Annotated in this window: 29 protein-coding genes and 1 pseudogene; 12 read left to right on the top strand and 18 right to left on the bottom strand. The window is 63.2% G+C overall.

Going from position 1 to position 24271, the window contains the following annotated elements; genetic code table 11:
- From tolA to aspS, 9 genes are all read right to left on the bottom strand, one after another.
- Positions 1-642 (bottom strand): cell envelope integrity protein TolA (tolA, locus tag HMPREF2716_RS08505; protein WP_070621860.1); only part of this gene is annotated, 642 nt, incomplete at its 3' end.
- A 2-nt stretch (positions 643-644) separates the two neighbouring features.
- Positions 645-1085: a protein TolR gene (gene tolR / locus HMPREF2716_RS08510; protein ID WP_003086126.1), complete on the bottom strand. Its 441-nt coding sequence runs from the start codon at positions 1083-1085 to the stop codon at positions 645-647.
- A 22-nt stretch (positions 1086-1107) separates the two neighbouring features.
- Positions 1108-1803: a protein TolQ gene (gene tolQ / locus HMPREF2716_RS08515; RefSeq protein ID WP_070621861.1), complete on the bottom strand. Its 696-nt coding sequence runs from the start codon at positions 1801-1803 to the stop codon at positions 1108-1110.
- 1 nt (position 1804) lies between these two features.
- Positions 1805-2251 (bottom strand): tol-pal system-associated acyl-CoA thioesterase, encoded by a 447-nt coding sequence (gene ybgC / locus HMPREF2716_RS08520; protein WP_003086124.1) that lies wholly within the window; start codon positions 2249-2251, stop codon positions 1805-1807.
- Positions 2252-2303: 52 nt separating this feature from the next.
- Positions 2304-3362: a Holliday junction branch migration DNA helicase RuvB gene (gene ruvB / locus HMPREF2716_RS08525; protein WP_043492914.1), complete on the bottom strand. Its 1059-nt coding sequence runs from the start codon at positions 3360-3362 to the stop codon at positions 2304-2306.
- 10 nt (positions 3363-3372) lie between these two features.
- On the bottom strand, positions 3373-3978 hold the full coding sequence (gene ruvA, locus HMPREF2716_RS08530) for a Holliday junction branch migration protein RuvA (RefSeq protein WP_003086122.1): 606 nt from the start codon (positions 3976-3978) through the stop codon (positions 3373-3375).
- A 16-nt stretch (positions 3979-3994) separates the two neighbouring features.
- On the bottom strand, positions 3995-4519 hold the full coding sequence (gene ruvC, locus HMPREF2716_RS08535; protein WP_003112575.1) for a crossover junction endodeoxyribonuclease RuvC: 525 nt from the start codon (positions 4517-4519) through the stop codon (positions 3995-3997).
- Between the two features lie 84 nt (positions 4520-4603).
- The gene (locus tag HMPREF2716_RS08540) at positions 4604-5350 is read right to left on the bottom strand and encodes a YebC/PmpR family DNA-binding transcriptional regulator (RefSeq protein WP_003086107.1); all 747 of its coding nucleotides are present in this window, start codon (positions 5348-5350) and stop codon (positions 4604-4606) included.
- A 66-nt stretch (positions 5351-5416) separates the two neighbouring features.
- Entirely contained in the window at positions 5417-7192 is a 1776-nt protein-coding gene (gene aspS / locus HMPREF2716_RS08545; RefSeq protein ID WP_003123218.1) for an aspartate--tRNA ligase, read from the bottom strand.
- 439 nt (positions 7193-7631) lie between these two features.
- Here aspS and HMPREF2716_RS08550 point away from each other — a divergent pair, with 439 nt between their 5' ends.
- Positions 7632-8102 (top strand): Dps family protein, encoded by a 471-nt coding sequence (locus HMPREF2716_RS08550; protein ID WP_003086103.1) that lies wholly within the window; start codon positions 7632-7634, stop codon positions 8100-8102.
- A 214-nt stretch (positions 8103-8316) separates the two neighbouring features.
- Positions 8317-8931, top strand: coding sequence for a cold-shock protein (locus HMPREF2716_RS08555; RefSeq protein WP_003106665.1), 615 nt, complete (start codon positions 8317-8319; stop codon positions 8929-8931).
- Between the two features lie 48 nt (positions 8932-8979).
- Here HMPREF2716_RS08555 and HMPREF2716_RS08560 read toward each other — a convergent pair whose 3' ends face one another.
- Together HMPREF2716_RS08560 and HMPREF2716_RS08565 are read right to left on the bottom strand one after the other, a co-directional pair.
- Positions 8980-9189 (bottom strand): SlyX family protein, encoded by a 210-nt coding sequence (locus HMPREF2716_RS08560; RefSeq protein ID WP_003086099.1) that lies wholly within the window; start codon positions 9187-9189, stop codon positions 8980-8982.
- Positions 9190-9618, bottom strand: coding sequence for an HIT family protein (locus HMPREF2716_RS08565; protein ID WP_003107742.1), 429 nt, complete (start codon positions 9616-9618; stop codon positions 9190-9192).
- Positions 9619-10336: 718 nt separating this feature from the next.
- Between HMPREF2716_RS08565 and HMPREF2716_RS08570 the strand changes: the two are divergent.
- Positions 10337-11661, top strand: a pseudogene (locus HMPREF2716_RS08570) (OprD family porin).
- A gap of 63 nt (positions 11662-11724) precedes the next feature.
- Here HMPREF2716_RS08570 and HMPREF2716_RS08575 read toward each other — a convergent pair.
- A complete protein-coding gene (locus tag HMPREF2716_RS08575; protein WP_003086091.1) occupies positions 11725-12132 on the bottom strand; it encodes a PaaI family thioesterase in 408 nt (135 codons plus the stop codon).
- Positions 12133-12239: 107 nt separating this feature from the next.
- Here HMPREF2716_RS08575 and HMPREF2716_RS08580 point away from each other — a divergent pair, with 107 nt between their 5' ends.
- Positions 12240-13955 (top strand): proline--tRNA ligase, encoded by a 1716-nt coding sequence (locus HMPREF2716_RS08580; RefSeq protein ID WP_003102377.1) that lies wholly within the window; start codon positions 12240-12242, stop codon positions 13953-13955.
- Between the two features lie 8 nt (positions 13956-13963).
- Entirely contained in the window at positions 13964-14920 is a 957-nt protein-coding gene (locus HMPREF2716_RS08585; RefSeq protein ID WP_003086088.1) for a hypothetical protein, read from the top strand.
- A gap of 16 nt (positions 14921-14936) precedes the next feature.
- Here the strand turns inward: HMPREF2716_RS08585 and HMPREF2716_RS08590 are convergent, their stop codons facing one another.
- The gene (locus tag HMPREF2716_RS08590; RefSeq protein WP_003102385.1) at positions 14937-15212 is read right to left on the bottom strand and encodes an acylphosphatase; all 276 of its coding nucleotides are present in this window, start codon (positions 15210-15212) and stop codon (positions 14937-14939) included.
- Positions 15212-15676 carry a TlpA disulfide reductase family protein gene (locus tag HMPREF2716_RS08595; protein ID WP_034043707.1) on the bottom strand — a complete coding sequence of 155 codons (465 nt, stop codon included), beginning with the start codon at positions 15674-15676 and terminating at the stop codon, positions 15212-15214. Before HMPREF2716_RS08595 ends, HMPREF2716_RS08590 begins: the two co-directional genes overlap by 1 nt.
- Before the next feature lie 344 nt (positions 15677-16020).
- Between HMPREF2716_RS08595 and HMPREF2716_RS08600 the strand changes: the two genes are divergently transcribed.
- Positions 16021-16404 carry a hypothetical protein gene (locus tag HMPREF2716_RS08600; protein WP_003109947.1) on the top strand — a complete coding sequence of 128 codons (384 nt, stop codon included), beginning with the start codon at positions 16021-16023 and terminating at the stop codon, positions 16402-16404.
- A 10-nt stretch (positions 16405-16414) separates the two neighbouring features.
- Here the strand turns inward: HMPREF2716_RS08600 and HMPREF2716_RS08605 are convergent, their stop codons facing one another.
- Both HMPREF2716_RS08605 and HMPREF2716_RS08610 read right to left on the bottom strand, forming a co-directional pair.
- Positions 16415-16600, bottom strand: coding sequence for a hypothetical protein (locus tag HMPREF2716_RS08605; RefSeq protein ID WP_003112577.1), 186 nt, complete (start codon positions 16598-16600; stop codon positions 16415-16417).
- Positions 16601-16758: 158 nt separating this feature from the next.
- A complete protein-coding gene (locus tag HMPREF2716_RS08610; protein ID WP_016561606.1) occupies positions 16759-17994 on the bottom strand; it encodes a YihY family inner membrane protein in 1236 nt (411 codons plus the stop codon).
- Between the two features lie 124 nt (positions 17995-18118).
- Between HMPREF2716_RS08610 and arsC the strand changes: the two genes are divergently transcribed.
- The 3 genes from arsC to HMPREF2716_RS08625 are packed head-to-tail and all read left to right on the top strand — an operon-like array spanning position 18119 to position 19486.
- Positions 18119-18472, top strand: coding sequence for an arsenate reductase (glutaredoxin) (gene arsC, locus HMPREF2716_RS08615; protein ID WP_003102393.1), 354 nt, complete (start codon positions 18119-18121; stop codon positions 18470-18472).
- Entirely contained in the window at positions 18469-19065 is a 597-nt protein-coding gene (wrbA, locus tag HMPREF2716_RS08620; RefSeq protein WP_003102394.1) for an NAD(P)H:quinone oxidoreductase, read from the top strand. Before arsC ends, wrbA begins: the two co-directional genes overlap by 4 nt.
- A gap of 1 nt (position 19066) precedes the next feature.
- Complete coding sequence (locus tag HMPREF2716_RS08625; RefSeq protein WP_003117100.1) at positions 19067-19486, top strand: DUF2069 domain-containing protein; 420 nt, start codon at positions 19067-19069, stop codon at positions 19484-19486.
- 180 nt (positions 19487-19666) lie between these two features.
- Here HMPREF2716_RS08625 and hda read toward each other — a convergent pair whose 3' ends face one another.
- The gene (gene hda, locus HMPREF2716_RS08630) at positions 19667-20371 is read right to left on the bottom strand and encodes a DnaA regulatory inactivator Hda (RefSeq protein ID WP_003102398.1); all 705 of its coding nucleotides are present in this window, start codon (positions 20369-20371) and stop codon (positions 19667-19669) included.
- Between the two features lie 201 nt (positions 20372-20572).
- The gene (locus tag HMPREF2716_RS08635) at positions 20573-21610 is read right to left on the bottom strand and encodes a DUF2066 domain-containing protein (protein WP_003102400.1); all 1038 of its coding nucleotides are present in this window, start codon (positions 21608-21610) and stop codon (positions 20573-20575) included.
- Positions 21611-21823: 213 nt separating this feature from the next.
- Here HMPREF2716_RS08635 and purM point away from each other — a divergent pair, with 213 nt between their 5' ends.
- The 3 genes from purM to HMPREF2716_RS08650 are packed head-to-tail and all read left to right on the top strand — an operon-like array spanning position 21824 to position 24262.
- Complete coding sequence (purM, locus tag HMPREF2716_RS08640; RefSeq protein WP_003109942.1) at positions 21824-22885, top strand: phosphoribosylformylglycinamidine cyclo-ligase; 1062 nt, start codon at positions 21824-21826, stop codon at positions 22883-22885.
- Positions 22885-23553 (top strand): phosphoribosylglycinamide formyltransferase, encoded by a 669-nt coding sequence (gene purN / locus HMPREF2716_RS08645; protein WP_023105493.1) that lies wholly within the window; start codon positions 22885-22887, stop codon positions 23551-23553. The genes purM and purN overlap by 1 nt, the downstream gene beginning before the upstream one ends.
- A complete protein-coding gene (locus tag HMPREF2716_RS08650) occupies positions 23546-24262 on the top strand; it encodes a DUF3108 domain-containing protein (RefSeq protein WP_003086061.1) in 717 nt (238 codons plus the stop codon). The genes purN and HMPREF2716_RS08650 overlap by 8 nt, the downstream gene beginning before the upstream one ends.
- The last annotated feature ends 9 nt before the right edge of the window (positions 24263-24271 follow it).

Raw genomic sequence — 24271 nt, forward strand, 5'->3', positions numbered from 1 at the left:
CGCGGCAGCGGCGGCGGCCTTTTTCTTGGCGGCCTCGACGGCGGCTTTCTTCTTCGCCGCTTCCGCAGCAGCCTTCTTCTTGGCCTCCTCGGCCGCTTTCTTCTTCGCGTCCTCGGCTGCCTTTTTCTTGGCGTCGTCAGCGGCCTTTTTCTTGGCCTCGTCCTCGGCGCGCTTCTTAGCTATGTCAGCCTGCTTCTTCTGTTCGGCGGCCTTGGCCTCGGCAGCTTTCTTGGCTTCATCGGCCTTCTTCGCCTCGGCGGCTTTCTGGGCCTCGGCCTTTCGAGCCTCGTCAGCCTTCTTTTGTTCCGCCGCTTTCGCAGCAGCGACCTGCTGCTGTTCCAGCTTTTGTTGCTCGAGTTTCTGCTGCTCGAGCTTCTTCTGTTCGAGCTGCTCGACTTCGTATTGCTTGGAGGCGGTCTTCTTCGCCTCGCCAGCGATCTTCTGGTTGGTCTGGGTCGTCGCCTGGCTCTTCGACTTGAGCTGGTAGAGCGTGGCCTGCACGATCGGCTTGGAGGGAGGAAGCTCCGGAGCAAACGCCCAGCTGACGAACAGCATGGCGAAGATCAGAACGTGCAGGACCACCGCCAGGACGACGGGCCAGAAATAACTCTCGGAAGGCGAGCGCTCGAACTGTTGCTTCAAGATCAGGGGGCCTCGGTAATCAACCCGACGTTGGGCACACCGGCCTGCTGCAAGGCACCCATGGCGCCAACCACCGCACCATAGTTCACCGCCTTGTCGCCGCGGATGAATACCTGGGTGTCCGGACGGGCACTCATGATCTTGGTGACTGCATCGGTCATCTGTTCCAACGACACGGCACTATCGGTCTGTTTTTCAGTATCCACTTCGCTGCCGACGTTCCAGTAATAGGAACCGTCGGCCTTCACCGAAAGGGTCAGGACCTGCTTGTTGTTGTCCTGAGGCAACGCCTCGCTGGACACCTTCGGCAGGTCGACCTTGACCCCCTGGTTAAGCATCGGTGCGGTCACCATGAAAATCACCAGCAGTACCAGCATCACGTCGATGTAAGGCACCACGTTCATTTCCGCGACCGGCTTGCGCTTGTGACGAACCCTTGCCATATCGGCTTACCTCTCAGTCGTCTTAGTCGTCGCTGGTGTGCACCTTGCGGTGCAGGATGCCCTGGAACTCGTCGGCGAAGGTGTAGTAACGACCGATCAGCATCTCAGAACGTGCGGAGAAGCGGTTGTAGGCGATGACCGCCGGGATCGCGGCGAACAGGCCGATGGCGGTAGCGATCAGCGCTTCGGCGATACCCGGGGCGACGGTGGCCAGGGTTGCCTGCTGCACGGTGGCCAGGCCACGGAAGGAGTTCATGATACCCCAGACGGTACCGAACAGGCCGACGTACGGGCTGGTGGAACCGACGGTTGCCAGGAATGGCAGGCTGGCTTCGAGTTTCTCCTCCTCACGGGAGATGGCCACACGCATGGCGCGCGCCACGCCCTCCATCACCGCATCGGGATCGACGCCGGGCTGCTGGCGCAGACGGGAAAACTCCTTGAAGCCGGCACGGAAGATCTGCTCGACGCCGGAGTCCGGGTCCGGATTGCTACCGGCCTGGCGGTACAGCTTGGACAGGTCGATGCCCGACCAGAAGCGTTCTTCGAAAGCATCCAGTGCCTTCTTGGCGGCGCGCATGGCATTGCCGCGCTGGAAAATCATGATCCAGGATGTGACCGAGGCGGCCACGAGGGTCAGCATGACCAGCTGCACCACGATACTGGCGTTGCTGATCAGGCTCCACATGGAGGTATGGTCGACGACGTTCGGTTCCACTTTAATCTCCTGCTGAAAAAGAATCCGGGCTTCCGGCAAAAGCCGCACGCAACGTTTCGGGGATAGCACGTGGCTTCAGGGTGTCCGCTCGCACGCACGCCACCAGGAACCGCCCCTCGCAGAGCAGGACGGAGTCCGACGCTCGACGAACCTGTTGACGAAACTTCAGGCTCGCCCGGTTCAACTCCTCGACCTCGGCGCTGACAAGCAGTTCATCATCGAGCTTGGCCGGGGCGTGGTAACGCGCCTCGGCGGAGTGCACGACGAACAGCAGATTGTCGCCGACCAGTTGCGATTGGGCGAACCCCAAAGCTCGCAGCCGCTCGGTCCGAGCCCGTTCCATGAACTTGAGATAGTTGACGTAATAGACGATGCCGCCGGCATCCGTGTCCTCGTAATAGACCCGGAAACGCTGCTGGAACGGCTTTCCCCCGTGTTGCGCGCGCATACTCTAGAACCAAGTCCCGGCTTTGCCAATCGGCAATCGCCCACAAATGCAATTAATTACCATCTTCAGACGTGAACAGATCCGTCGTCACCCCCGGCCCCAACCTTTTCGGAATATTCAGGCCAAAGTGCAGGTACGCATGGCGTGTTACCACGCGCCCCCGCGGTGTCCGCATGATGTAGCCCTGCTGGATCAGATAGGGCTCCAGTACATCTTCGATCGTGTGCCGCTCCTCGCTCAACGCCGCAGCCAAGTTGTCGATTCCTACAGGCCCGCCATCGAACTTGTCGATCATGGTCAGCAACAGACGACGGTCGAGGTGGTCGAAGCCACGCTCGTCGACATCGAGCAGGTTCAATGCCTTGTCGGCGATCACCCGGGTAATGTCGCCCTGCCCCCGGACCTCGGCGAAGTCGCGTACCCGGCGCAGCAGGCGATTGGCGATTCGCGGCGTACCGCGGGCGCGCTTGGCGATTTCCGCCGCGCCCTGCGGCTCGATCTCCAGGCCGAGAATGCCGGCCGACCGACTGACGATGGTCGCCAGGTCCTCGACGTTGTAGAACTCCAGGCGCTGGACGATACCGAAGCGATCGCGCAGTGGATTGGTCAGCATGCCGGCACGGGTGGTCGCGCCGACCAGGGTGAACGGCGGCAGGTCCAGCTTGATGGAGCGGGCCGCGGGCCCTTCGCCGATCATGATGTCCAGCTGGAAATCTTCCATGGCCGGATACAGCACTTCTTCGACGATGGGCGAAAGACGGTGGATCTCGTCGACGAACAGGACGTCGCCGGCCTCCAGGTTAGTCAGCAACGCGGCGAGATCGCCGGGACGCTCGAGCACCGGCCCGGAAGTACTCTTGATGGAAACGCCCATTTCCTGGGCGATGATATTCGCCAGGGTCGTCTTGCCCAGCCCCGGCGGACCGAAGATCAGCGTATGGTCGAGCGCCTCCTGGCGGCCGCGCGCGGCATGGATGAACAGCTCCATCTGCTCGCGCACGCTGGGCTGGCCGATGTAGTCGGCCAGCTTCAGCGGGCGAATGGCGCGGTCCAGCTGCTCATCGCGTTCGCGACCGGAAATGGCGGATATGAGGCGATCAGGCTCGATCATCGGGCGCCACCTAGACCATGCCCTTCAGGGCCTGGCGGATCATTTCTTCGCTGGACAAATCCTCTCCCGGTACGGCTGCGACGGCACGACTGGCTTCCTGTGGCTTGAAGCCGAGGGCGATCAGCGCGCTGACTGCATCGGCCTCGGCGCTTGAGACTGTAGCGCTGGCACGGGGTTCCATCACCAACGGTGCAATCGTGGGCATGTTTTCCCAAGCCTTGAAGCGGTCCTTCAACTCCACCAGCAGGCGCTCGGCGGTCTTCTTGCCAACACCGGGGATCTTCACCAGGGTGGAGGTGTCCTGTGCCTGGACGCAACGCACCAGTTCGTCCACTTCCAGGCCCGACATCAGCGCCAGGGCCAGTTTCGGACCCACGCCGTTGAGCCGGATCAGCTCACGGAACAGCTCTCGCTCGCGCTTTTCGGCGAAGCCATAGAGCAAGTGCGCATCCTCACGCACAACCAGATGGGTATGCAAGGTCACCGGCTCGCCCACCGAAGGCAACCGATAGAGGGTCGTCATCGGCACTTCCACTTCATAGCCGACGCCATTCACATCGAGGATCAGGTGTGGCGGCTGTTTCTCCGCCAGGGTGCCACGCAAGCGTCCGATCACGAAGAGCTTTCCTTATTCAAAGACGCAGGCGCCCGCCACGTCGGCGTGCGCCCACCAGGCCATGGGGGACCAGACTCTGTTGGGTATGGGCATGACACAGGGCGATGGCCAGGGCGTCGGAGGCATCGATCTGCGGTTTCTGGGTCAGCTTCAACAGATGCATGACCATCATCTGCACCTGCTGCTTGTCTGCACCGCCGGTCCCCACGACTGCCTGCTTGACCTGCGAGGCGGTGTACTCCGCCACGCTCAACCCCTCCTCCATTGCCGCGACGATGGCCGCCCCCCGCGCCTGCCCCAGCTTCAGGGCCGAATCGGCGTTGCGCGCCATGAACACCTGCTCGATGCTCAGGGCCGTCGGGCCATGGGTGCGGATCACCTCGCGGACGCTGCGAAACACCACGTGTAGACGCTCGTGCAAGGGGCCATTACCGGTCCGTATACATCCGGACGCCACGTATTCGCAACCGCGCGCCGTTTCCCGCACCACGCCGAAGCCGGTGATGCGCGAGCCCGGGTCAATCCCTAGAATCAAAGTCATAAGCTGGATACTAAAAGCCGGAAGCGGGGTTCGAACGCATCAAGCGTACCCCACTTCCGGCTTCGCGTTATCGCTCCGATCGGCTCAGCCGAGCTGCGCCATCACGTCGTCCGGGATATCGGCATTGGAATAGACGTTCTGCACGTCGTCCAGGTCCTCGAGCATGTCGATCAGCTTGAGCACCTTCTGCGCGGTTTCCAGGTCCAGGGTCGCGGTGGTCGAAGGGATCATGGTGACTTCGGCTTCGTCGCCCTTGAATCCGGCGGCGGCCAGCGCCTCGTTCACCGAAATGAAGTCGGCGAAGGTGGTGAACACGTCGATGGAGCCATCGTCGTTGACTACCACGTCATCGGCGCCAGCCTCCAGGGCCGCATCCATCAGCGCTTCCTCGTCCACGCCGGGAGCGAAGCTGATCTGTCCCTTGCGCTCGAACATGTAGGCGACCGAACCATCGGTGCCCAGGTTGCCGCCACACTTGCTGAAGGCATGACGCACTTCGGCAGCGGTACGGTTGCGGTTGTCGGTCATCGCCTCGACGATGATCGCTACGCCGCTCGGCGCATAACCTTCATAGGAAAGCTCGACCATGTTGTCGGCATCGTTGGAGCCGACGCCGCGCGCAATGGCACGATCGATGGTATCGCGGGTCATGTTGGCGGTCAGCGCCTTGTCCACGGCCAGGCGCAGACGCGGGTTGTCCGCCGGGACGCCGCCGCCCTGCCTTGCAGCGACGGTCAGCTCACGGATCAGCTTGGTAAAGATCTTGCCTTTCTTGGCATCTTGCCGCTCTTTGCGGTGCTTGATGTTGGCCCATTTAGAATGACCAGCCATAACTCACTCCGTATTGCTCTCTCGGCAGGAGGCGCCGCAAGCGGCGCCTCCGCGGGTTGATTCGAATCACTCGGCCTTCGGCTGCTCGCGCAGGCGAATGTGCAGCTCGCGCAGGGCCTTGCCGTCCACGGAACCCGGTGCCTGGGTCATGACGTCGCCAGCGCTCTGGGTCTTCGGGAAGGCGATCACTTCGCGGATCGACGATGCACCGGTCATCAGCATGACCAGGCGATCCAGGCCGAAGGCCAGGCCGCCATGCGGCGGCGCACCGTACTTGAGCGCGTCGAGCAGGAAGCCGAATTTCTCTTCCTGTTCCGCCTCGTCGATGCCCAGCACACGGAACACCGCCTGCTGCATGGACTTGTCATGGATACGGATGGAACCGCCACCCAGCTCGGTACCGTTGAGCACCATGTCGTAGGCGCGGGAAAGCGCCGCGCCCGGATTGGCCTCAAGCTCGGCCGGGGTGCACTTGGGCGAGGTGAACGGGTGGTGCAGCGCGGACAGCGAGCCGTCGTCGTTCTCCTCGAACATCGGGAAGTCCACGACCCACATGGGCGCCCACTCCCGGGTGAGCAGCTTGAGGTCATGGCCGACCTTGATACGCAGCGCGCCCAGGGCATCGCAAACGATCTTGGCCTTGTCGGCGCCAAAGAACACGATGTCGCCGTCGACCGCGCCAACGCGATCGAGGATCACGTTCAGGTTGGCCTCGGGGATGAACTTCACGATCGGCGACTGCAGACCTTCCACGCCCTTGGCGCGCTCGTTGACCTTGATGTAGGCCAGGCCCTTGGCACCATAGATGCCGACGAACTTGGTGTAGTCGTCGATCTGGCTGCGCGGCATGGAGGCGGCGCCCGGCACACGCAGGGCGGCGACACGCCCCTTCGGATCGTTGGCCGGACCGGAGAAGACCTTGAACTCCACTTCCTTCAACTGGTCGGCGACGTCCACCAACTCCAGCGGGATGCGCAGGTCGGGCTTGTCCGAACCGTAGCGGCGCATGGCCTCTTCGAACGGCATGTGCGGGAACTCGTCGAACTCGACATCCAGCACTTCCTTGAACAGCTGGCGCACCATCTTCTCGGTGATGCCGATGATGTCGCTCTCGTCGAGGAAGCTGGTCTCGATGTCGATCTGGGTGAATTCCGGCTGGCGGTCGGCACGCAGGTCCTCGTCACGGAAGCACTTGGCGATCTGGTAGTAGCGATCGAAGCCGGCGACCATCAGCAGTTGCTTGAACAACTGCGGCGACTGCGGCAGGGCGAAGAAGTGGCCCGGGTAGGTACGGCTCGGCACCAGGTAGTCGCGCGCGCCTTCCGGCGTCGGCCGGCCGAGGATCGGGGTCTCGACGTCGAGGAAGCCGTTGTCGTCCAGGTAGCGGCGAATGCTGCTGGTGATGCGCGCGCGCAGCTTCAGCTTGGCGGCCATCTCCGGACGACGCAGGTCGATGAAGCGGTAGCGCAGGCGGGTTTCCTCGCCCACATCGGAGTATTCATCCAACGGGAACGGCGGAGTCTCGGCCTGGTTCAGCACTTCCAGTTCGTAGCCCAGTACCTCGATGGAGCCAGACGCCATGTTCGGGTTGCGCGCGCCTTCAGGGCGCAGGCGCACCTTGCCGGTGATCTTCACCACGAACTCGCTGCGCACCCGGTCGGCCTTGGCGAAGGTTTCCGCACGGTCCGGATCGAACACCACCTGGGCCAGCCCCTCGCGATCGCGCACATCGAGGAAGATCACTCCACCATGGTCGCGGCGGCGGTGAACCCAACCGCAAAGGGTGACTTCCTGGCCGTCCAGGCTCTCGTTCAGTTGGCCGCAATAGTGGCTGCGCATCATGGTGTGGTTCGCTTCTCGTAAGTCTTGGATTCTGTGGAGCCGCCGGCTGCCTGGCGACCATTGCCGGGCTCTCGCCGGCCCTGACCGAGCACCGGAACCATCGGTACGCCCCCGGAAGGACATCTCCCGCGCTGCCCGGTGAACGGCAACGGCGAAGCACCCGCATCCGGGCCCACTTCGCATTGAAGGCGGGGATTATAGCCTGAAAAATCCATGGCTTGCAGCCAGCCCCGCCGGCCTGTCACGCGGGAAGCCAGGCCGTTGAACGGAAGCATTTCGCCTCCCCCTGCGAACCATTCGCTTGACCGGGCAGTCGGAATAGATTCTCCCTATCGCCGCCTTTGACATAGACCAAGAGCGCTGGGAAAAACCCTGTGTTAGCCTCACTCCAACTGTTTCGGAGTGCCCCATTCACAAGGCCGACTGAAAGGAGAACGCCATGGAAATCAATATCGGAATCGGCGAACAGGATCGCGCAGCCATTGCCGAGGGCCTGTCGCGGCTACTGGCCGACACCTACACCCTCTACCTGAAAACCCACAACTTCCACTGGAACGTCACCGGCCCGATGTTCAACACGCTGCACCTGATGTTCGAAGGCCAGTACACCGAACTGGCCGTTGCCGTGGACGACATCGCCGAGCGCATCCGGGCCCTGGGCTTCCCGGCGCCCGGCACCTACGCCGCCTACGCCCGCCTCTCGTCCATCAAGGAGGAGGAAGGCGTTCCGGAAGCCGAGGAGATGATCCGGCAACTGGTCCAGGGTCAGGAAGCCGTGGTGCGCACCGCCCGCAGCATCTTCCCGCTGCTGGACAAGGTCAGCGACGAACCCACCGCCGACCTGCTCACCCAACGTATGCAGGTGCATGAAAAGACCGCCTGGATGTTGCGCAGCCTTCTTGCCAGCTGATCGTCGATCGCTCGATAGAAAGCGGGGCCCGCCTCAGGGTCCCGCCCTCCCCCTCCGGCGCCAACCGCTTGATTTGAGTAGCCTCCTGCTTTCCTGTTAAATAGCCGCCGTGCGTCACGCGCATAGGCCGGCCGTCCTTCCGCACCTTTCGTTTCATGCACCGAAGCGCTGTCCGGCTACTTGATCGTTACCCCATCAAGGTGAACTCATTGACATGTTGAAAATCGTCCTTCTGGTCACGGGCGTCGCCGCCCTATTGCTGTCCTTCATTCCCAGCCTAAGAACCGAAGCCACACCCTTCCTGCAACATCCCGATGCCATCTACCTGGCCATTCTGGGCCTGATCAACCTGCTCTTCGCTCCCGTACTGCAATCGTCACATCCAACCCGCCCGCTGCAGGCCGGCGCAGCCGCCCTGCTGGTCCTGGGCGTCGTCCTGCAGGCACTGATCCTGCTGGCGCCGCTGCCGACCATCGCCGACCAGCCGGCGATCGTCCTGCCCCTGCTAAGCCTGGTGCTGGCCACGGCCCTGCAACTGGCGGGCAGCCTGAAACCCGGCAAACCGGTCTCGCGCAGCGCCAGCGCCCCGGCAGCCCTCGGCGGCAGCCAGGACAGCGGCAACCGGGAGACCGGTACCGTGAAGTGGTTCAACACCTCAAAAGGTTTCGGCTTCATTTCCCGCGATTCGGGCGAGGACATCTTCGTCCACTTCCGAGCGATTCGCGGCGAAGGCCACCGCATCCTCATCGAAGGCCAGCGCGTGGAGTTCTCGGTGGTACAACGGGACAAGGGCCTGCAGGCGGAAGACGTGATCGCCTCCCGCCGCTGACCGCCGCGAAAAACAGAAAACCCGCCGAACGGCGGGTTTTTTGTGCATTCAATAATGGGGAGGAGGCGCTTCGTCTTCCCCCGCCTCGCCCACCAGCCCCTGGACGTCTTCCAGACGCTTGATCAATGCCGCGACCTGAAGCTGCAGTCGCTCGATGCTGCGCTGCTGCTCGACCACCACATCGTTGAGAGCCTGCAAAGTGTCATCCTGGAAAGCCTGGCGGCATTCCAGGTCATCCATGCGCGCGTCCAGCTCCATCTAGGCCTCCCCGGCAAAACGGAAGCCGTCGGTCAGCACCATCCGCAACTTGCCGCGGATCGCCTCGACCTGCTCGGAAGAATAAGGCCGAGCCGGATGGCGCCCCCAGACAGGGCCGGGCCAGGCGTCGTCACCACGTCGCCGGACGATCACGTGCATGTGAAGCTGGCTGACCACATTGCCCAGGTTAGCGACATTCATCTTGTCCGCACGGAAGGTGTCCTTGAGGACCTCTGCCAGCAGCGTGGCCTCGCGCCACAGCGCCTGCCGGTCATCGACATCGAGCTGGAACAGCTCGGTGACATCCTCCCGCCTCGGCACCAGGATGAACCACGGATAGCGGGCATCGTTCATCAGCAGCAGGCGGCTGAGGGGAAAGTCGCCGAGCAACAGGGTGTCCTGCTCCAGCCGGGGATCCAAAGCGAACATACTGACCTCTCCTGTTCGACCGTCGTTCATGGACAGCTTAGCCCCTCCCTCCGGGAAGGGCCCCGCCGTAACTGCCGCGCAGGATACTTCGCCGCCCGGCCAAAGCAAGCCCACACATCCGCCCGCCCCAGCTTGGCGCGCCTCTCCAGCCGAACGCCCCATAAGATGCCGGCCAAATGAATACAGCGCGACGCCGAACATAAGACATGCCGTGGATACAAACGCATTCGCCACAGACAACTCGATGGCAACCAACCCTTGAAGCAGACGGATTACAATCAGGTTTCAAAGCATAATTCGTTTGCTTTCAAACAGAATAGCCTCGCTCTCGAAGAGACCAACTGGAATACATAGGCGAAGCCATTTTCCAATTTGTGCACGGAGTTTGCTTATACCTCTTTCATCACAGTAAGAGGGGCCGTACGGAACATGACATTTTTATTACAAGGCCCCGCCAATCGGAAAAAGCGACTTGAGAAGCGACCTCAACAAGAGTGACCAACCCCGCGACATACGTCATTTTTTCAACTGCGCACCTACGCAGATGCGACATGCGTCATGCAATTTTGCGACAGCACGGTAAAGAATCCGTCGCTTCGGAACCTCAACTATCGCCAAGAAACACTGCGTGCTATAAGTTAGCGCCGACAAGAAGAACTAGCCGTCACTGCGGCACTGTGATGGCAGAGATAATTTCAAAACCAAAGGAGCAATCACAATGAAAGTGATGAAGTGGAGCGCCATTGCACTGGCGGTTTCCGCAGGTAGCACTCAGTTCGCCGTGGCCGACGCATTCGTCAGCGATCAGGCCGAAGCGAAGGGGTTCATCGAAGACAGCAGCCTGAACCTGCTGCTCCGCAACTACTATTTCAACCGTGACGGCAAGGAAGGTCGGGGTGATCGCGTCGATTGGACCCAGGGCTTCCTCACCACCTACGAATCCGGCTTCACTCAAGGCACCGTGGCTTCGGCGTCGATGCCTTCGGCTACCTGGGCCTGAAGCTCGACGGCACCTCCGACAAGACCGGCACCGGCAACCTGCCGGTGATGAACGACGGCAAGCCGCGCGATGACTACAGCCGCGCCGGCGGCGCCGTGAAGGTGCGCATCTCCAAGACCATGCTGAAGTGGGGCGAGATGCAACCGACCGCCCCGGTCTTCGCCGCTGGCGGCAGCCGCCTGTTCCCGCAGACCGCGACCGGCTTCCAGCTGCAGAGCAGCGAATTCGAAGGGCTCGACCTCGAGGCAGGCCACTTCACCGAGGGCAAGGAGCCGACCACCGTCAAATCGCGCGGTGAGCTCTACGCCACCTACGCCGGCCAGACAGCCAAGAGCGCCGACTTCGCTGGCGGCCGCTACGCGATCACCGACAACCTCAGCGCCTCCCTCTATGGCGCAGAGCTGAAAGACATCTATCGCCAGTACTACCTGAACACCAACTACACCATCCCGCTGGCCTCCGATCAATCGCTGGGCTTCGACTTCAACATCTACCGCACCACCGACGAAGGCAAGTCCAAGGCTGGCGACATCAGCAACACCACCTGGTCCCTGGCGGGCGCGTATACCCTGGACGCCCACACCTTCACCCTGGCCTACCAGCAGGTGCATGGCGACGAGCCGTTCGACTACATCGGCTTCGGCGGCAACGGTTCCGGCGCCGGCGGCGACTCGATCTTCCTCGCCAACTCCGTCCAGTACTCCGACTTCAACGGTCCTGGCGAGAAATCCTGGCAGGCCCGCTACGACCTGAACCTGGCCTCCTACGGCGTTCCTGGCCTGACCTTCATGCTGCGTTACATCAATGGTAAGGACATCGACGGTACCAAGGTCGATTCCAGCTCCTCCTACGCAGGCCTGTACGGCGAGGATGGCAAGCACCACGAGACCAACCTCGAAGCCAAGTACGTGGTCCAGTCCGGTCCGGCCAAGGACCTGTCGTTCCGCATCCGCCAGGCCTGGCACCGTGCCAACGCCGACCAGGGCGAAGGCGACCAGAACGAGTTCCGCCTGATCGTCGACTATCCGCTGTCGATCCTGTAATCGACCGACAGGCAACGAAAAAACCCGGCATCGCCGGGTTTTTTCTTCTTGGCGGCAACGCGCCTATAAAGGAAGGGCGTAGGTACCGGTGACATGGGCCACCAGGTCTTCCTCATTACTCTGCGAAAACACCCCGACCTCGCAGACGACCTGGCGCCGCCCCAGCTTGAGGATGCTCGCCTCGGCCAACAGGTCCTCGGGCCTGGGCTTGCTGAGGAAGTTGATGTTCAGGTTCGAGGTCACGGCCATCTCGACCGCCCCGAGACGCCCGAGAATGACCGCGTACATCGCCGCGTCGGCCAGCGCCATGATGGTCGGGCCGGACAGCGTTCCACCGGGACGCACCAGCTTGCCGTGAAAAGGTATGCGCGCCAGCGCATGTCGTTCGTCGAGACGCTCGACACGAAAATCGATGTCCTCGGCCATGGGCAGCCCCATGCGGATCAACGCCTGTACCTGCGCCGCGTTCATTGCCTGCTGACTCCTCATCATCGATGGCCGGCGCCCTGTACGCAGCCAGACCGGCACCGTACAATGCCCAGCCATTCCTCCCGATACAACCGACATAACGGCCAAAGATGCGTACCAGTCAGTATCTGCTTTCCACGCTCAAAGAAACCCCCGCCGACGCGGTGGTAATCAGCCATCAACTGCTGCTTCGCGCCGGCATGATCCGTCGCCTGGCCTCGGGTCTCTACACCTGGCTGCCAATGGGCCTGCGGGTACTGCGCAAGGTCGAGACCATCGTCCGCGAGGAAATGAACGCTGCCGGCGCCCTGGAAGTGCTGATGCCGGCGGTGCAGCCGGCCGAGCTGTGGCAGGAGTCGGGGCGCTGGGAGCAATACGGCCCTGAGCTGCTGCGCCTGAAGGACCGCCACGAGCGCGAATTCTGCGTAGGCCCGACCCACGAAGAAGTGATCACCGACCTCGCGCGCAACGAGCTGAACAGCTACAAGCAACTGCCGATCAACTTCTATCAGATCCAGACCAAGTTCCGCGATGAGATCCGCCCGCGCTTCGGCCTGATGCGCGGACGCGAATTCATCATGAAGGACGCCTATTCCTTCCACCTGAGCCAGGACTCGCTGCAGCAGACCTACGACGGGATGTACCAGGCGTACAGCAAGATCTTCTCCCGCCTCGGCCTGGATTTCCGTCCCGTGCAAGCCGACAACGGCTCCATCGGCGGCAGCGGCTCCCATGAGTTCCACGTGCTGGCCAACTCCGGCGAGGACGATATCGTCTTCAGCGACAGCTCCGACTACGCCGCGAACATCGAGAAGGCCGAAGCCGTGCCGCGCGAGAGCGCCCGCGGCAGCGCCACCGAGGACATGCGCCTGGTCGACACGCCCAACACCAAGACCATCGCGGCCCTGGTGGACGGCTTCCAGCTACCGATCGAGAAAACCATCAAGACCCTGGTGGTGCATGGCGCCGAAGAAGGCACCCTGGTCGCCCTGATCGTCCGCGGTGATCACGAGCTCAACGAAATCAAGGCCGCCAACCAGCCGCTGGTCGCCAGCCCGCTGGTATTCGCTTCGGAGGCCGAGATCCGTGCCGCCATCGGCGCCGGCCCCGGCTCGCTGGGCCCGGTCAACCTGCCGATCGCCTGCATCGTCGACCGCTCCGTCGCCCTGATGAGCGATTTCGCCGCTGGCGCCAACATCGAGGACAAGCACTACTTCGGCGTGAACTGGGAGCGCGACCTGCCGCTGCCCGAGGTCGCCGACCTGCGCAATGTCGTCGAAGGCGACCCCAGCCCGGACGGCAAGGGCACCCTGGTGATCAAGCGCGGCATCGAGGTCGGTCATATCTTCCAGCTTGGCACCAAGTACAGCGAAGCGATGAAGCTGAGCGTCCTGAGCGAACAGGGCAAGCCGGTCAACCTGATCATGGGCTGCTACGGCATCGGCGTATCCCGCGTGGTCGCAGCCGCCATCGAGCAGAACCATGACGAGCGCGGCATTCTCTGGCCAAGCGCACTGGCGCCGTTCCAGATCGCCCTGGTACCGCTGAAGTACGAAACCGAGAGCGTCAAGCAGGCGACCGACAAGCTCTATGCCGAGCTGACCGCAGCCGGTTTCGAAGTGCTGCTGGACGATCGCGACAAGAAGACCAGCCCCGGGGTGAAGTTCGCCGACATGGAGCTGATCGGCATTCCCCACCGCATCGTGATCAGCGACCGCGGCCTCAGCGAAGGCGTCCTGGAATACAAGGGCCGCCGTGACAGCGAGTCGCAGAACCTGCCGATCGGCGAACTGATGTCGTTCATCACCGAAAAACTCAGCCGCTGAGCGTAACGATGCCCACCGGAAGACCCCTGCGCCTATTCGCCGCCGCCCTGTGCGGCGGCCTTCTGCTGAGCGGCTGCGCCAACCAGTTGCCGCAGCGTAGCGAGCATGAGGAGCGCGTCGAGCGGAAGCTGCTCGAACATACCCTGCAAGTCGATGTCGGCCAGCCCGATGTGCTCGAACTACCGCAGCGCCGGGTCCGGATCAACGACCAGAAGTCCTTCGAGGTCACCGAGTTCGAGGTGACGCGCCGTTACGACCGCTATACGCCGTACCAGGCCTGGCGGGAGATCTACGAGATCCCGTTGGGCGCGGTGGCGCTGGTGGCCGGCGTCGGAGCGAACATCGTCAACGTGGTGACCTTCGGCAGCGTACCGGACAACATCACCCACGGCTGGATCAACTATGGGCTGGCCGGGGTGAATCCGTTCATGAACGTGGAATCCAACGGTCGCGCCGAACAGAATCTCGCGAGCATCGACGAGAAACAGCGCGACAAGCGCCTGGAATACTCCAGCCTGCCCTGGGCGGAGCGTCCGGTCATGGTCAGTTCCGGCAAGGAACTCAACGAACTGCTTACCGACCGTCATGGCGTGCTGCGCCTCAACCTGCTTGACAGCCCCTTCGCCGAACAGGACATCAGCCGCATCTCGCAGATACATCTTTCGGTGAGCGACCCACAGGATGGTACCCGCGCCGATGCCAGCCTCCGCGTCAGCCGCAGCCTGCGCGGCAAGCTCCTGGAAGCTCACGCCCTGATCTATGACGACCTGGAAGGCGATGACGTCCACCACTGGGTCCATCGGGTGAAACGCCTCGCGGAGCTGGGCCTGGAAGAAGAAGCCAGCGAACTGGAACAGAGCCTGATCGAGCTCACGCGCAACGACCCCGAACTGCAGCAGCAGTTCATGCATGCCCTGCTCCGGGATGCCGGACGCCTGGCCGCGGACCCTGGCGAGACGCCCTGACGGCGAACTCGCCTCGTCAGCGACGGACGACGAAGCCAGCGATCCCCTGCAGCGGCATTTGCTCGACCTCGACCGCAGAGACCTCCGCGTGCCGCGGGCCCCGCCCCAGCCATCGCTCCAGGGCTTTCGCCCGGTCCTCCTCGCCCTCCCAGACGACTTCGACACGCCCGTCATCCAGGTTTCGCACCCAACCGTCGAGTTCGAGGCGATCAGCCTCTTCCCGGGTCGCCTGACGGAAACCGACGCCCTGTACCCGGCCGCCGACATAGGCATGCAAGCAGATCCTCGCCATCAGCGTCCCTCCCGCAAAGCCTCGAGCTGTTTCAATATGCCATCGGCCGTCTGCTCGCCCAGCAGACGCTGACGCATTTCCCCCCGAGCATCGACGATATAGGTGACGGGCAACGCTTCGCTGCGAGGGAGCGTGAAGCGAGGCGCCGGATCATCGGCCAGCACGGTGAAGCGAATCCCCATGCCATCGGCCGACTTCTTCAACTCGGCATCGCGCAGGCCATCGAAATTCACTCCAATGACGCGCCCGCCCTGCCCTCCCAGCACCTGCGCAAGGCGATTCATCTCCGGAATCTCGGTCCGGCAGGGCGCGCACCAGTCAGCCCAGTAGTTGACCACCAGCCAATGCCCGTCCAACTGCTCCGCAGCGACAGGACGCCCGTCCTGGTCGACTCCGTAATCCGCCGAACAGCCCGCGAGAAACAACACCGCAGCAGCGCCCAGCGGGCGTAGCCAACTCCCCATGTCAGGAACCTCTCGAGTCAGGAAAACTTCGGCCGGACCAGGGCAACCCGGCGCGGCACTATGGCGAGACCTTACTGGAAGCCATCCACCTCTGCAAAACCGAGTGGAGACGAATATGGGAAGAAGAAGCCCCGATACTTCCTACAAGGCACAAAGTGCGAGAAGAGTCACGACGATCGCCGTCGAACCGCACAGTTTGACGCAAAGGACCACCCCTATAATCCGCGTGCCACACACGACACGACGACTCAACCGGCCGTATGCCCAGGCATCGGCAGGATCGACTTGGGGAGAAGTCGAGAGCGACGAGTCCGAAGCCCTTTTAAACGGACACACTGCTGCTTATGAAAGACCATCTGATCGGAAGCGTCCCCGCACACCTGGTGGATGCCGCACGCCCGACCCTGACAGCCCACGAGGGCCTGGTCGCGGACTACAACATTGCCGCCTGGCTACATCTTCCGGATGCCTGCGACCTGCTGGTGTCACTGGTGGTCAGCTATCTGGATGGCGGGCGCCAGCGCGAAGTGGCGGTGGATCACGGACGAATCGACCGCCAGCAACGCATCCTGCTTTCCGGCATTGCCCGCCTGCCCGTACGGCAGAAAGTGGAGAACATGCAGGTACGCCTGAAGTCGGCGACGGCCTTTTCCCGACTGGTCGTGGAGGAGTTCTTCGTACAAGCGGTGGAGCAGGAAAACAGGTCCCAGCAGGTGTCCGAAGCTTGAGCCGGATCGCTCAGCCCTGGCGCACCTGATCGAGCAGGGGTTCGTCCCGCGCTTTCTCAGGCGACGGTTCGCTGACGCTGCGCGCCGGCACCAGCGACTCCGGCCAACTGCTGAACTGCAGCCCGGTAATCCGGTTCAAACGCTCAAGCGCTGCCTGCTCATCCTTGTGATGCAAATGGACGACCTTGTTCGACATTGGGAGCATGAACGGGAACCTCGGCGGAACTACGGAGTGAAACGACTGTCACACGAGGGTTTGCCAGAAGCGTGCCAACAGCGCTTTCCCTGCGCTTGCTGGGGTTCCTCCGGCAGCATGCAGCGCCTCATGCACATCGTTCGCCGCAAACTGACACTTTACGTCACCTTCGCTCCCGAGGTTCCGTCCGCCAGCCAGTGGGCCAGGCTTTCTCCGAACAGCGCCTCCTGCTCCACCTGCAAGCGCTCCATGGCCTGCTGGAACGGCGGATACCACGCCTCGTCCAGATTCGCAGGCATGCGCTCTCGGCTAGGCATGGGCCAGGGGCAGCGATTCAGCAAGCGATGCAGACTGTAGGCGCCAAGATCCCGGCACAGCACCCACTCGCCTCCGCCGGCGCGACAGACGAACTGCTCCTTCTCGAGAAAGTCCAGCAGTTCCTCCCACTCATCCTCGGGCAACAGCCAACCCGCACGATGCAAGTGGGTCAGGCGCAGCGACTGTCCAAGCTGCTGGCGCTGGAGGAACACCCTCAGCACGCCGAGCAGGACGATCAGCTTGGGCAGCGAGCGCCGCCGCCAGAGACGGGAAGAAGAGAGATTGCAGACCAGCACCGCGCCGAACAGAACGATCATCCAGGAAAGATAGATCCACAGCAGGAAGATAGGCACGGTGGCGAAGGCACCGTAGATCAACTGGTAGCCGGGAAACAGGCTTACGTACAGCCCGAACAGGGTTTTCGCGGCTTCGAACAGTACCGCCGTGAACACGCCGCCCATCAGGGCATGGCGCACCGGGACCCGGGCGTTCGGGACCGCCGAATAGAGCAGGGTGAAGGCCGCCACGCTGAACGCCAGCGGCATCAGCCCCAGCAGCGTCTCCGCGCCCGGCAACGCGTCCGGGCCATGGAGCAGCGACAGCGAAGTGATGTAGGTGGTCACGGCGAAGCCGGCCCCCAGCAACAATGGGCCCAGGCTGAGGATCGCCCAGTAGAGGAGGAACCGCCCGACACCGCGGCGTGGCTGGCGAACCCGCCAGATCTCGTTGAAGGCTTTCTCGATGGTCACCAGCATGGTGAAGGCGGTGACTGCCAGAAAGACCACCCCGACCCAGGTCAGGTGCCGGGCCTGGGTGGTGAAACTCTTCAGGTAGGTTTCCACCGCTTCTCCAGCGGAAGGCACGAAATTGCGAAAGATGAAAGTCTGGATCGACTCGCCCATGCCATGGAATGCCGGAATCAGCGAAAGCATGGAAAACATCACCGTCATCATCGGCACTACCGCGAACAACGTGGTGTAGGTCAGCGCCGCCGCGCTGTTGGGAGCCTTGTCGGTGACGAAGCGATGAGCGAGGAAGCGAGCGAACTCGACCCCATCGTTGAAATGTTCGCGCATGCCCTCTCCTTGAAGTCGCGCCGGTTCTTCGCCTCTCGGGGCGGTACTTCGCGCCGACGGGTTCAGTCCTGGTCGACGAGGCGGTTAGAATAGCCGTCACTTCACCGGCCATGCGACCCCTGACATGAGCGAACTGATCCTGTTGCACAATCCGCGCTGCTCGAAATCCCGCGCAGCGCTCGAACTGCTCGAAGCCCGCGGCCTGCAACCGCAGGTGGTGCGCTATCTGGAAACCCCGCCGAGCGCCGCCGAGCTGAAAGCGATCCTGGCCAAGCTCGGCATTCCCGCCCGCCAGTTGCTGCGGACCGGGGAGGACGAATACAAGGCCCTCGGCCTGGATGAGCCCAGTCTTGGCGAAGAGGCCATCATCGAGGCAATGGCCAGGCATCCGAAGCTGATCGAGCGCCCGGTGCTGGTCGCGGGTGAGAAGGCGGTGGTTGGCCGGCCTCCGGAAAGAGTCCTGGAGATCCTCGCTTGAGCAGTCCCTACATCCTGGTGCTGTACTACAGTCGCCATGGCGCTACCGCGGAAATGGCCCGGCAGATCGCCCGTGGCGTCGAACAGGGCGGCTTCGAGGCGCGCGTACGCACGGTTCCCGCGGTATCCACCGAATGCGAAGCGGTCGCCCCGGACATCCCCGCGGAGGGGGCGCTGTACGCAACCCTGGAGGACCTGAAGAACTGCGCGGGCCTGGCCCTCGGCAGCCCGACCCGCTTCGGTAACATGGCTTCCCCGCTGAAATACTTCCTCGACGGTACCAGTAGCCTGTGGCTGACCGGCGGCCTGGTCGGCAAGCCGGCAGCGGTCTTCACCTCCACCGCCAGCCTGCACGGCGGCCAGGAGACCACTCAGTTATCGATGCTGTTGCCGTTGCTGCACCACGGCATGCTGGTCCTGGGCATTCCCTACAGCGAACCCGCCCTGCTGGAAACCCGCGGCGGCGGCACGCCTTACGGCGCCAGCCACTTCGCCGGCGCCGATGGCAAGCGCAGCCTCGATGAGCACGAACTGACCCTGTGTCGCGCGCTGGGCAAACGCCTGGCGGAAACCGCCGGCAAGCTGGGGAGTTGAAATGGCCCGCAAGAACAAACCGCTGCCCGAAGTAGTGTGGCTGCAGCCGCGCCTGGCGCTCAGCCGCGCCATCAGCCTGGGAAGCTTCGTCGGCCTGGTCCTGCTCATCCTCATTCGCGACCTGATCTACGCGGACGCCCATGGTGCGGCGAGCTGGGTGCCCTGGCTGGTCCTCGCCTTCAAGCTGCTGCCGCTGCTGGTGGTGGCCCCCGGACTGCTCATGGGCAGCGCACGCGGGCATGCCTGGGCCTGCTACGTGGTCAACCTGTATTTCATCCTCGGCGTACTCGCCGCCTTCGATCCCACGCAGCGCCTGTTCGGCTGGGCCGAAGTGCTACTCAGCGTGACCTTGTTCTGCGCCGCGCTGCTCTATACGCGCTGGCGATTCCAGTACGACCGACGGCTCGCCGGGGAACGCTGATGGTAAGGCAGGAGCCCCCTCCTGCCCTGCCGACCGCCGGGAAGCCTGCGGACAGCCAGCGCTCCGATACTGCCGGCGCATGGATGGAGAGACGGATAGAAGGCGGTCACTTCCTGCCGCAAGCGAAACCCAAGGACTGCGGCACGGCCATGCGGGAGTTCGCCGACGGACTGTCGACGCTTACCAGCCGAGGGTTTCCTTGAGGAAAGGAATGGTCAGCTTGCGCTGAGCCTGGAGCGAAGCGCGATCCAGTTGCTCCAGCAGATCGAACAGAGAGTTCATGCTGCGCGAACCGCGGTTGAGGATGAAACGACCGACTTCATCGGTCAGATGCAGGCCACGACGGGATGCCCGCAGTTGCAGGGCACGAAGCTTGTCCTCGTCGGAAAGACCGTGCAACTGGAAGATCAGCGCCATGGTGAGGCGGGACTTCAGGTCCGGCAGCTTGACCTGCAGCTCCCGGGGCGACTTCGATGCCGCCAGCAGCAGGCGCCGACCGGTATCACGCAGTCGATTGAACAGGTGGAACAGCCCCTCTTCCCATTCTCGCTTGCCAACCAGCACATCCAGGTCGTCGATGCAGACCAGCTCGCACTGCTCGAGATCGTCGAAGATTTCCGGGCCGTACTGCACCAGATCGGCCATCGGCAGGTAGATGGTTCGCTCTTCGAACTGCTCGAAACGCAAGCAGGCCGCCTGCAACAGGTGGCTGCGGCCGACGCCGTCGTGTCCCCAGAGGTAGATGAGGCTTTCCGCCCAGCCAGCCTCGGCTTCGCACAAACGCTCGACATATCCCAGTGCCGCGGCATTGGCACCGGGATAGTAGTTGGCGAAGGTGGCGTCGTCGCGCAGACGCACACTGAGGGGAAGCTGAATAGGTTTCATGCCAGGCTGGGCGGACAATCCGAAAACGCCGCAGGAGTCACCGTAAAGGCTGCAAAGTTTATACGCCTCGGCAAGGCCGCACAATGAGCAACTAGGCAAGCAAAATCAAAGGTTTGCCGATAGCCGAGGCTCCTTGCCCAGAGCATCGGCCGGTCGCGCGCCGGCCCGCTCCGTTGCATAGGAGCGGATCGGCGCGCCGACTCACTGCCAGCGGAAATTCAGTTGGGTCGACGACGGCACCGCCGCGCTGGGCGCTGCGGGCTGGCCGGAGGCATCCAGCGGTACGCTGTCGGCCGGGATTTCCTGCAACTGCGCCAGGCCCAGCTGGGCACGCAATTGCTCGGGACTGGCCTTCACGGAATAGTCGAGGCGATCGCCCCGCACGCCTACCAGACGCGCGCCGAACGGATCGAGCAGGCGTTGCAACTCGGCATAGCGTGCCAGTGTCGCGCCCTGGACCTGGAGGGTCAGGCCGGTCGCCGCTCCCGGAGTGGCAACGAAACGAGTGGACAGGCGGTTGCCGACGGCCAGCATCACGCTGTCTGCCAACGCGTCGGGCGTAGCGCCTTCAGCCTGGCCTTGCTCTCGCGAATCGCCCATCCACAGCCGCCATTGCGCCTGCCATTTGCCGTCCGCCTCCTTGGCGTCCACTGCCAGCAAGGCATCGGCGGCATAACGCTCGGAGGCTGCGCGCAGGGCATCGGGTTGGGCGGCGGTGAGGTTTTCCGGGGTACCGACGATCTGTTCGTCGAGATCCGCCAGAGGCAGGCGCAACGGCAAGCCGCGGTTCTGCGCCGCACGCTTGAGCGGTTCGGCCGAGGCCTGGTTGTCACCGACCAGGGAGCTGCCATCGGCGCTTTCGTTCAGCCACCAGGCCAGCACCGCCGGCCGGTTGGCGCCCCAGCTCGGCAGGCCGGCGGCCCGCAGCGCATTACCGGTGGCGGTCGGATCGAAATCGACCACCAGCGCCAGCGGCGGACCATTTTCGAAGGCGTACTGGCTGATCAGTTGCTGCGGATCCTTCAGGTACCCCGCCAATGCCGGGTTCTGCGGCGCCTGCGGATTGCCGGTCAGGCGCACCAGCAGGGTCTGCAGGGCTCGCACCAGTCCGGCATCGCGCTCCCCGGGCTGCTGCGACGAAACCGGCTCGTGGACCTGGTAGAGATTGGGGACCGTTGCCGCGAAGACGGGCAAGCCTAGCAGGGAAAAACAGAGAACGAAGAGTCGGGCTATGCGCATGGAGGGCTCTCGACGAACGGATGGGAACGGCGGCGACGAGCTGTGAAGGCCGCGCAAGTGGACCTATACCTTAAACAGCAGTCCGTCCAGCGGCAACCGAGATGGCCGCTGCGTGGCAAGCCTGATAAAATCGCGCGCCTTCAAAACCGGCAAACAGCGTTGCACGCCTGGGCGGCCGGCCGATCTCCGAATTACCCCTATAGGCCTGGATTTATGAGCAGCAAGCAACCCTCGTTGAGCTACAAGGACGCTGGTGTGGACATCGACGCCGGCGAAGCCCTGGTGGAACGCATCAAAGGCGTGGCCAAGCGCACCGCACGCCCGGAAGTGATGGGCGGCCTCGGCGGCTTCGGCGCCCTCTGCGAAATCCCGGCCGGCTACAAGCAGCCGGTGCTGGTATCCGGCACCGACGGGGTGGGCACCAAGCTGCGCCTGGCGCTCAACCTGAACAAGCACGACAGCATCGGCCAGGACCTGGTGGCGATGTGCGTCAACGACCTGGTGGTCTGCGGCGCCGAGCCGCTGTTCTTTCTCGACTACTACGCCACCGGCAAGCTCAACGTCGACGTCGCCGCCACCGTAGTCACCGGCATCGGTGCCGGTTGCGAACTGGCGGGCTGTTCCCTGGTCGGCGGCGAGACCGCCGAAATGCCCGGCATGTACGAAGGCGAAGACTATGACCTGGCCGGCTTCTGCGTCGGCGTCGTGGAAAAGGCCGAGATCATCGACGGCTCCAGGGTCCAGGCCGGCGACGCGCTTATCGCCCTGCCCTCCTCCGGCCCGCACTCCAACGGCTACTCCCTGATCCGCAAGATCATCGAGGTTTCCGGCGCCGACATCGAGCAGGTCCAACTCGACGGCAAGCCGCTGGCCGACCTGCTGATGGCGCCGACCCGCATCTACGTCAAGCCGCTGCTGCAACTGATCAAGCAGACCGGCGCGGTCAAGGCCATGGCTCACATTACCGGCGGCGGCCTGCTGGACAACATCCCGCGCGTCCTGCCGGACAACGCCCAGGCCGTGATCGATGTCGCCAGCTGGAACCGTCCGGCGGTATTCGACTGGCTGCAGGAACAGGGCAACGTCGACGAGACCGAGATGCATCGCGTACTCAACTGCGGCGTCGGCATGGTCATCTGCGTGGCCCAGAGCGACGCCGAGAAAGCCCTGGAAGTCCTGCGTGCCGCCGGCGAGCAACCCTGGCAGATCGGTCGCATCGAAACCTGCGGCGCGGACGCCGAGCGCGTGGTCCTGAACAATCTGAAAAACCACTGATGCCGAAACTCTGCAATGTCGTGGTGCTGATTTCCGGCTCCGGCAGCAACCTGCAGGCGCTGATCGACAGCCTCCGGGACGGCGCCACGCCGGCCCGGATCCGCGCGGTGATCTCCAACCGCGCGGACGCCTATGGCCTGGAACGCGCACGCCAGGCCGGCATCCAGGCCGAGGTGCTCGATCACAAGGCCTATGCCGATCGCGAAAGCTTCGACGAGGCCCTGGCACAACGGATCGATGCCCATGAACCGCACCTGGTGATCCTTGCCGGGTTCATGCGCATCCTCAGCGCCGATTTCGTTCGCCATTACCAGGGGCGTCTGCTGAATATCCATCCCTCGTTGCTGCCGCGCCACAAAGGGCTGCATACCCATCAACGCGCCCTCGAAGCCGGCGACCGCGAGCACGGTTGCAGCGTGCACTTCGTGACGGAGGAACTCGATGGGGGGCCACTGGTCGTACAGGCAGTAATCCCGGTAGAGTCGCAAGATACGCCGGAACGCCTGGCCAGACGGGTTCACGAGGAAGAACACCGGATCTACCCGCTGGCCATGCGCTGGTTCGCCGAGGGCCGCTTGCGCCTGGGCGAACAGGGCGCCCTGCTGGATGGTCAGGCCCTGCCTGCCACCGGCCATCAGATTCGCACCAAGGAGATTCGCAATGCGTAAAGCCATGCTGTTCCTGCTGACGCTGCTGACCCTGCCGGCCTATGCCTTCGAGCTGAAGCCGTTCACCGCCAGCTATACCGCCGACTGGAAACAGATGCCCATCAGCGGCAATGCCTCCCGCAGCCTGAAGGCTCTCGGCGACGGCCGCTGGCAACTGGACTTCGAGGCCTCCATGCTGCTGGCCAGTCTCAACGAAGTCAGCACCTTCAAGGTCGAGAACGACACCTTCCTGCCGCAGACCTACCGCTTCGCCCGCCAGGGTCTGGGCAAAGGTAAGCAGATCGAGCTGGACTTCGACTGGTCGCAGAAGCAGGTGCTCGGCAGCGACCGCGGCGATGCGGTGCGGCAACCCCTGAATCGCGGTCAACTGGACAAGTCCACCTATCAACTGGTCCTGCAGCATGACGTTGCCGACGGCAAGAAGAGCATGAGCTACCAGATCATCGAGGGCGAGGATGTCGATACCTACGACTTCCGGGTTCTCGGCGAGGAAAAGGTACGCACCCAGGCCGGCCTGATCAACGCGATCAAGGTCGAGCGCGTGCGTGATCCGGGCAAGAGCAACCGCAAGACCATCCTCTGGTTCGCCAAGGACTGGGACTACCTGCTGGTCCGCCTGTACCAGATGGAAACCGACGGCAAGGAATACCAGATCATGCTCAAGGAAGGCACCATCGACGGCAAGACCGTCACTGGCGAAAAGAGCTGATCCCCCCTC

Source organism: Pseudomonas sp. HMSC076A11, from assembly GCF_001810205.1.
GTDB lineage: Bacteria > Pseudomonadota > Gammaproteobacteria > Pseudomonadales > Pseudomonadaceae > Pseudomonas > Pseudomonas aeruginosa.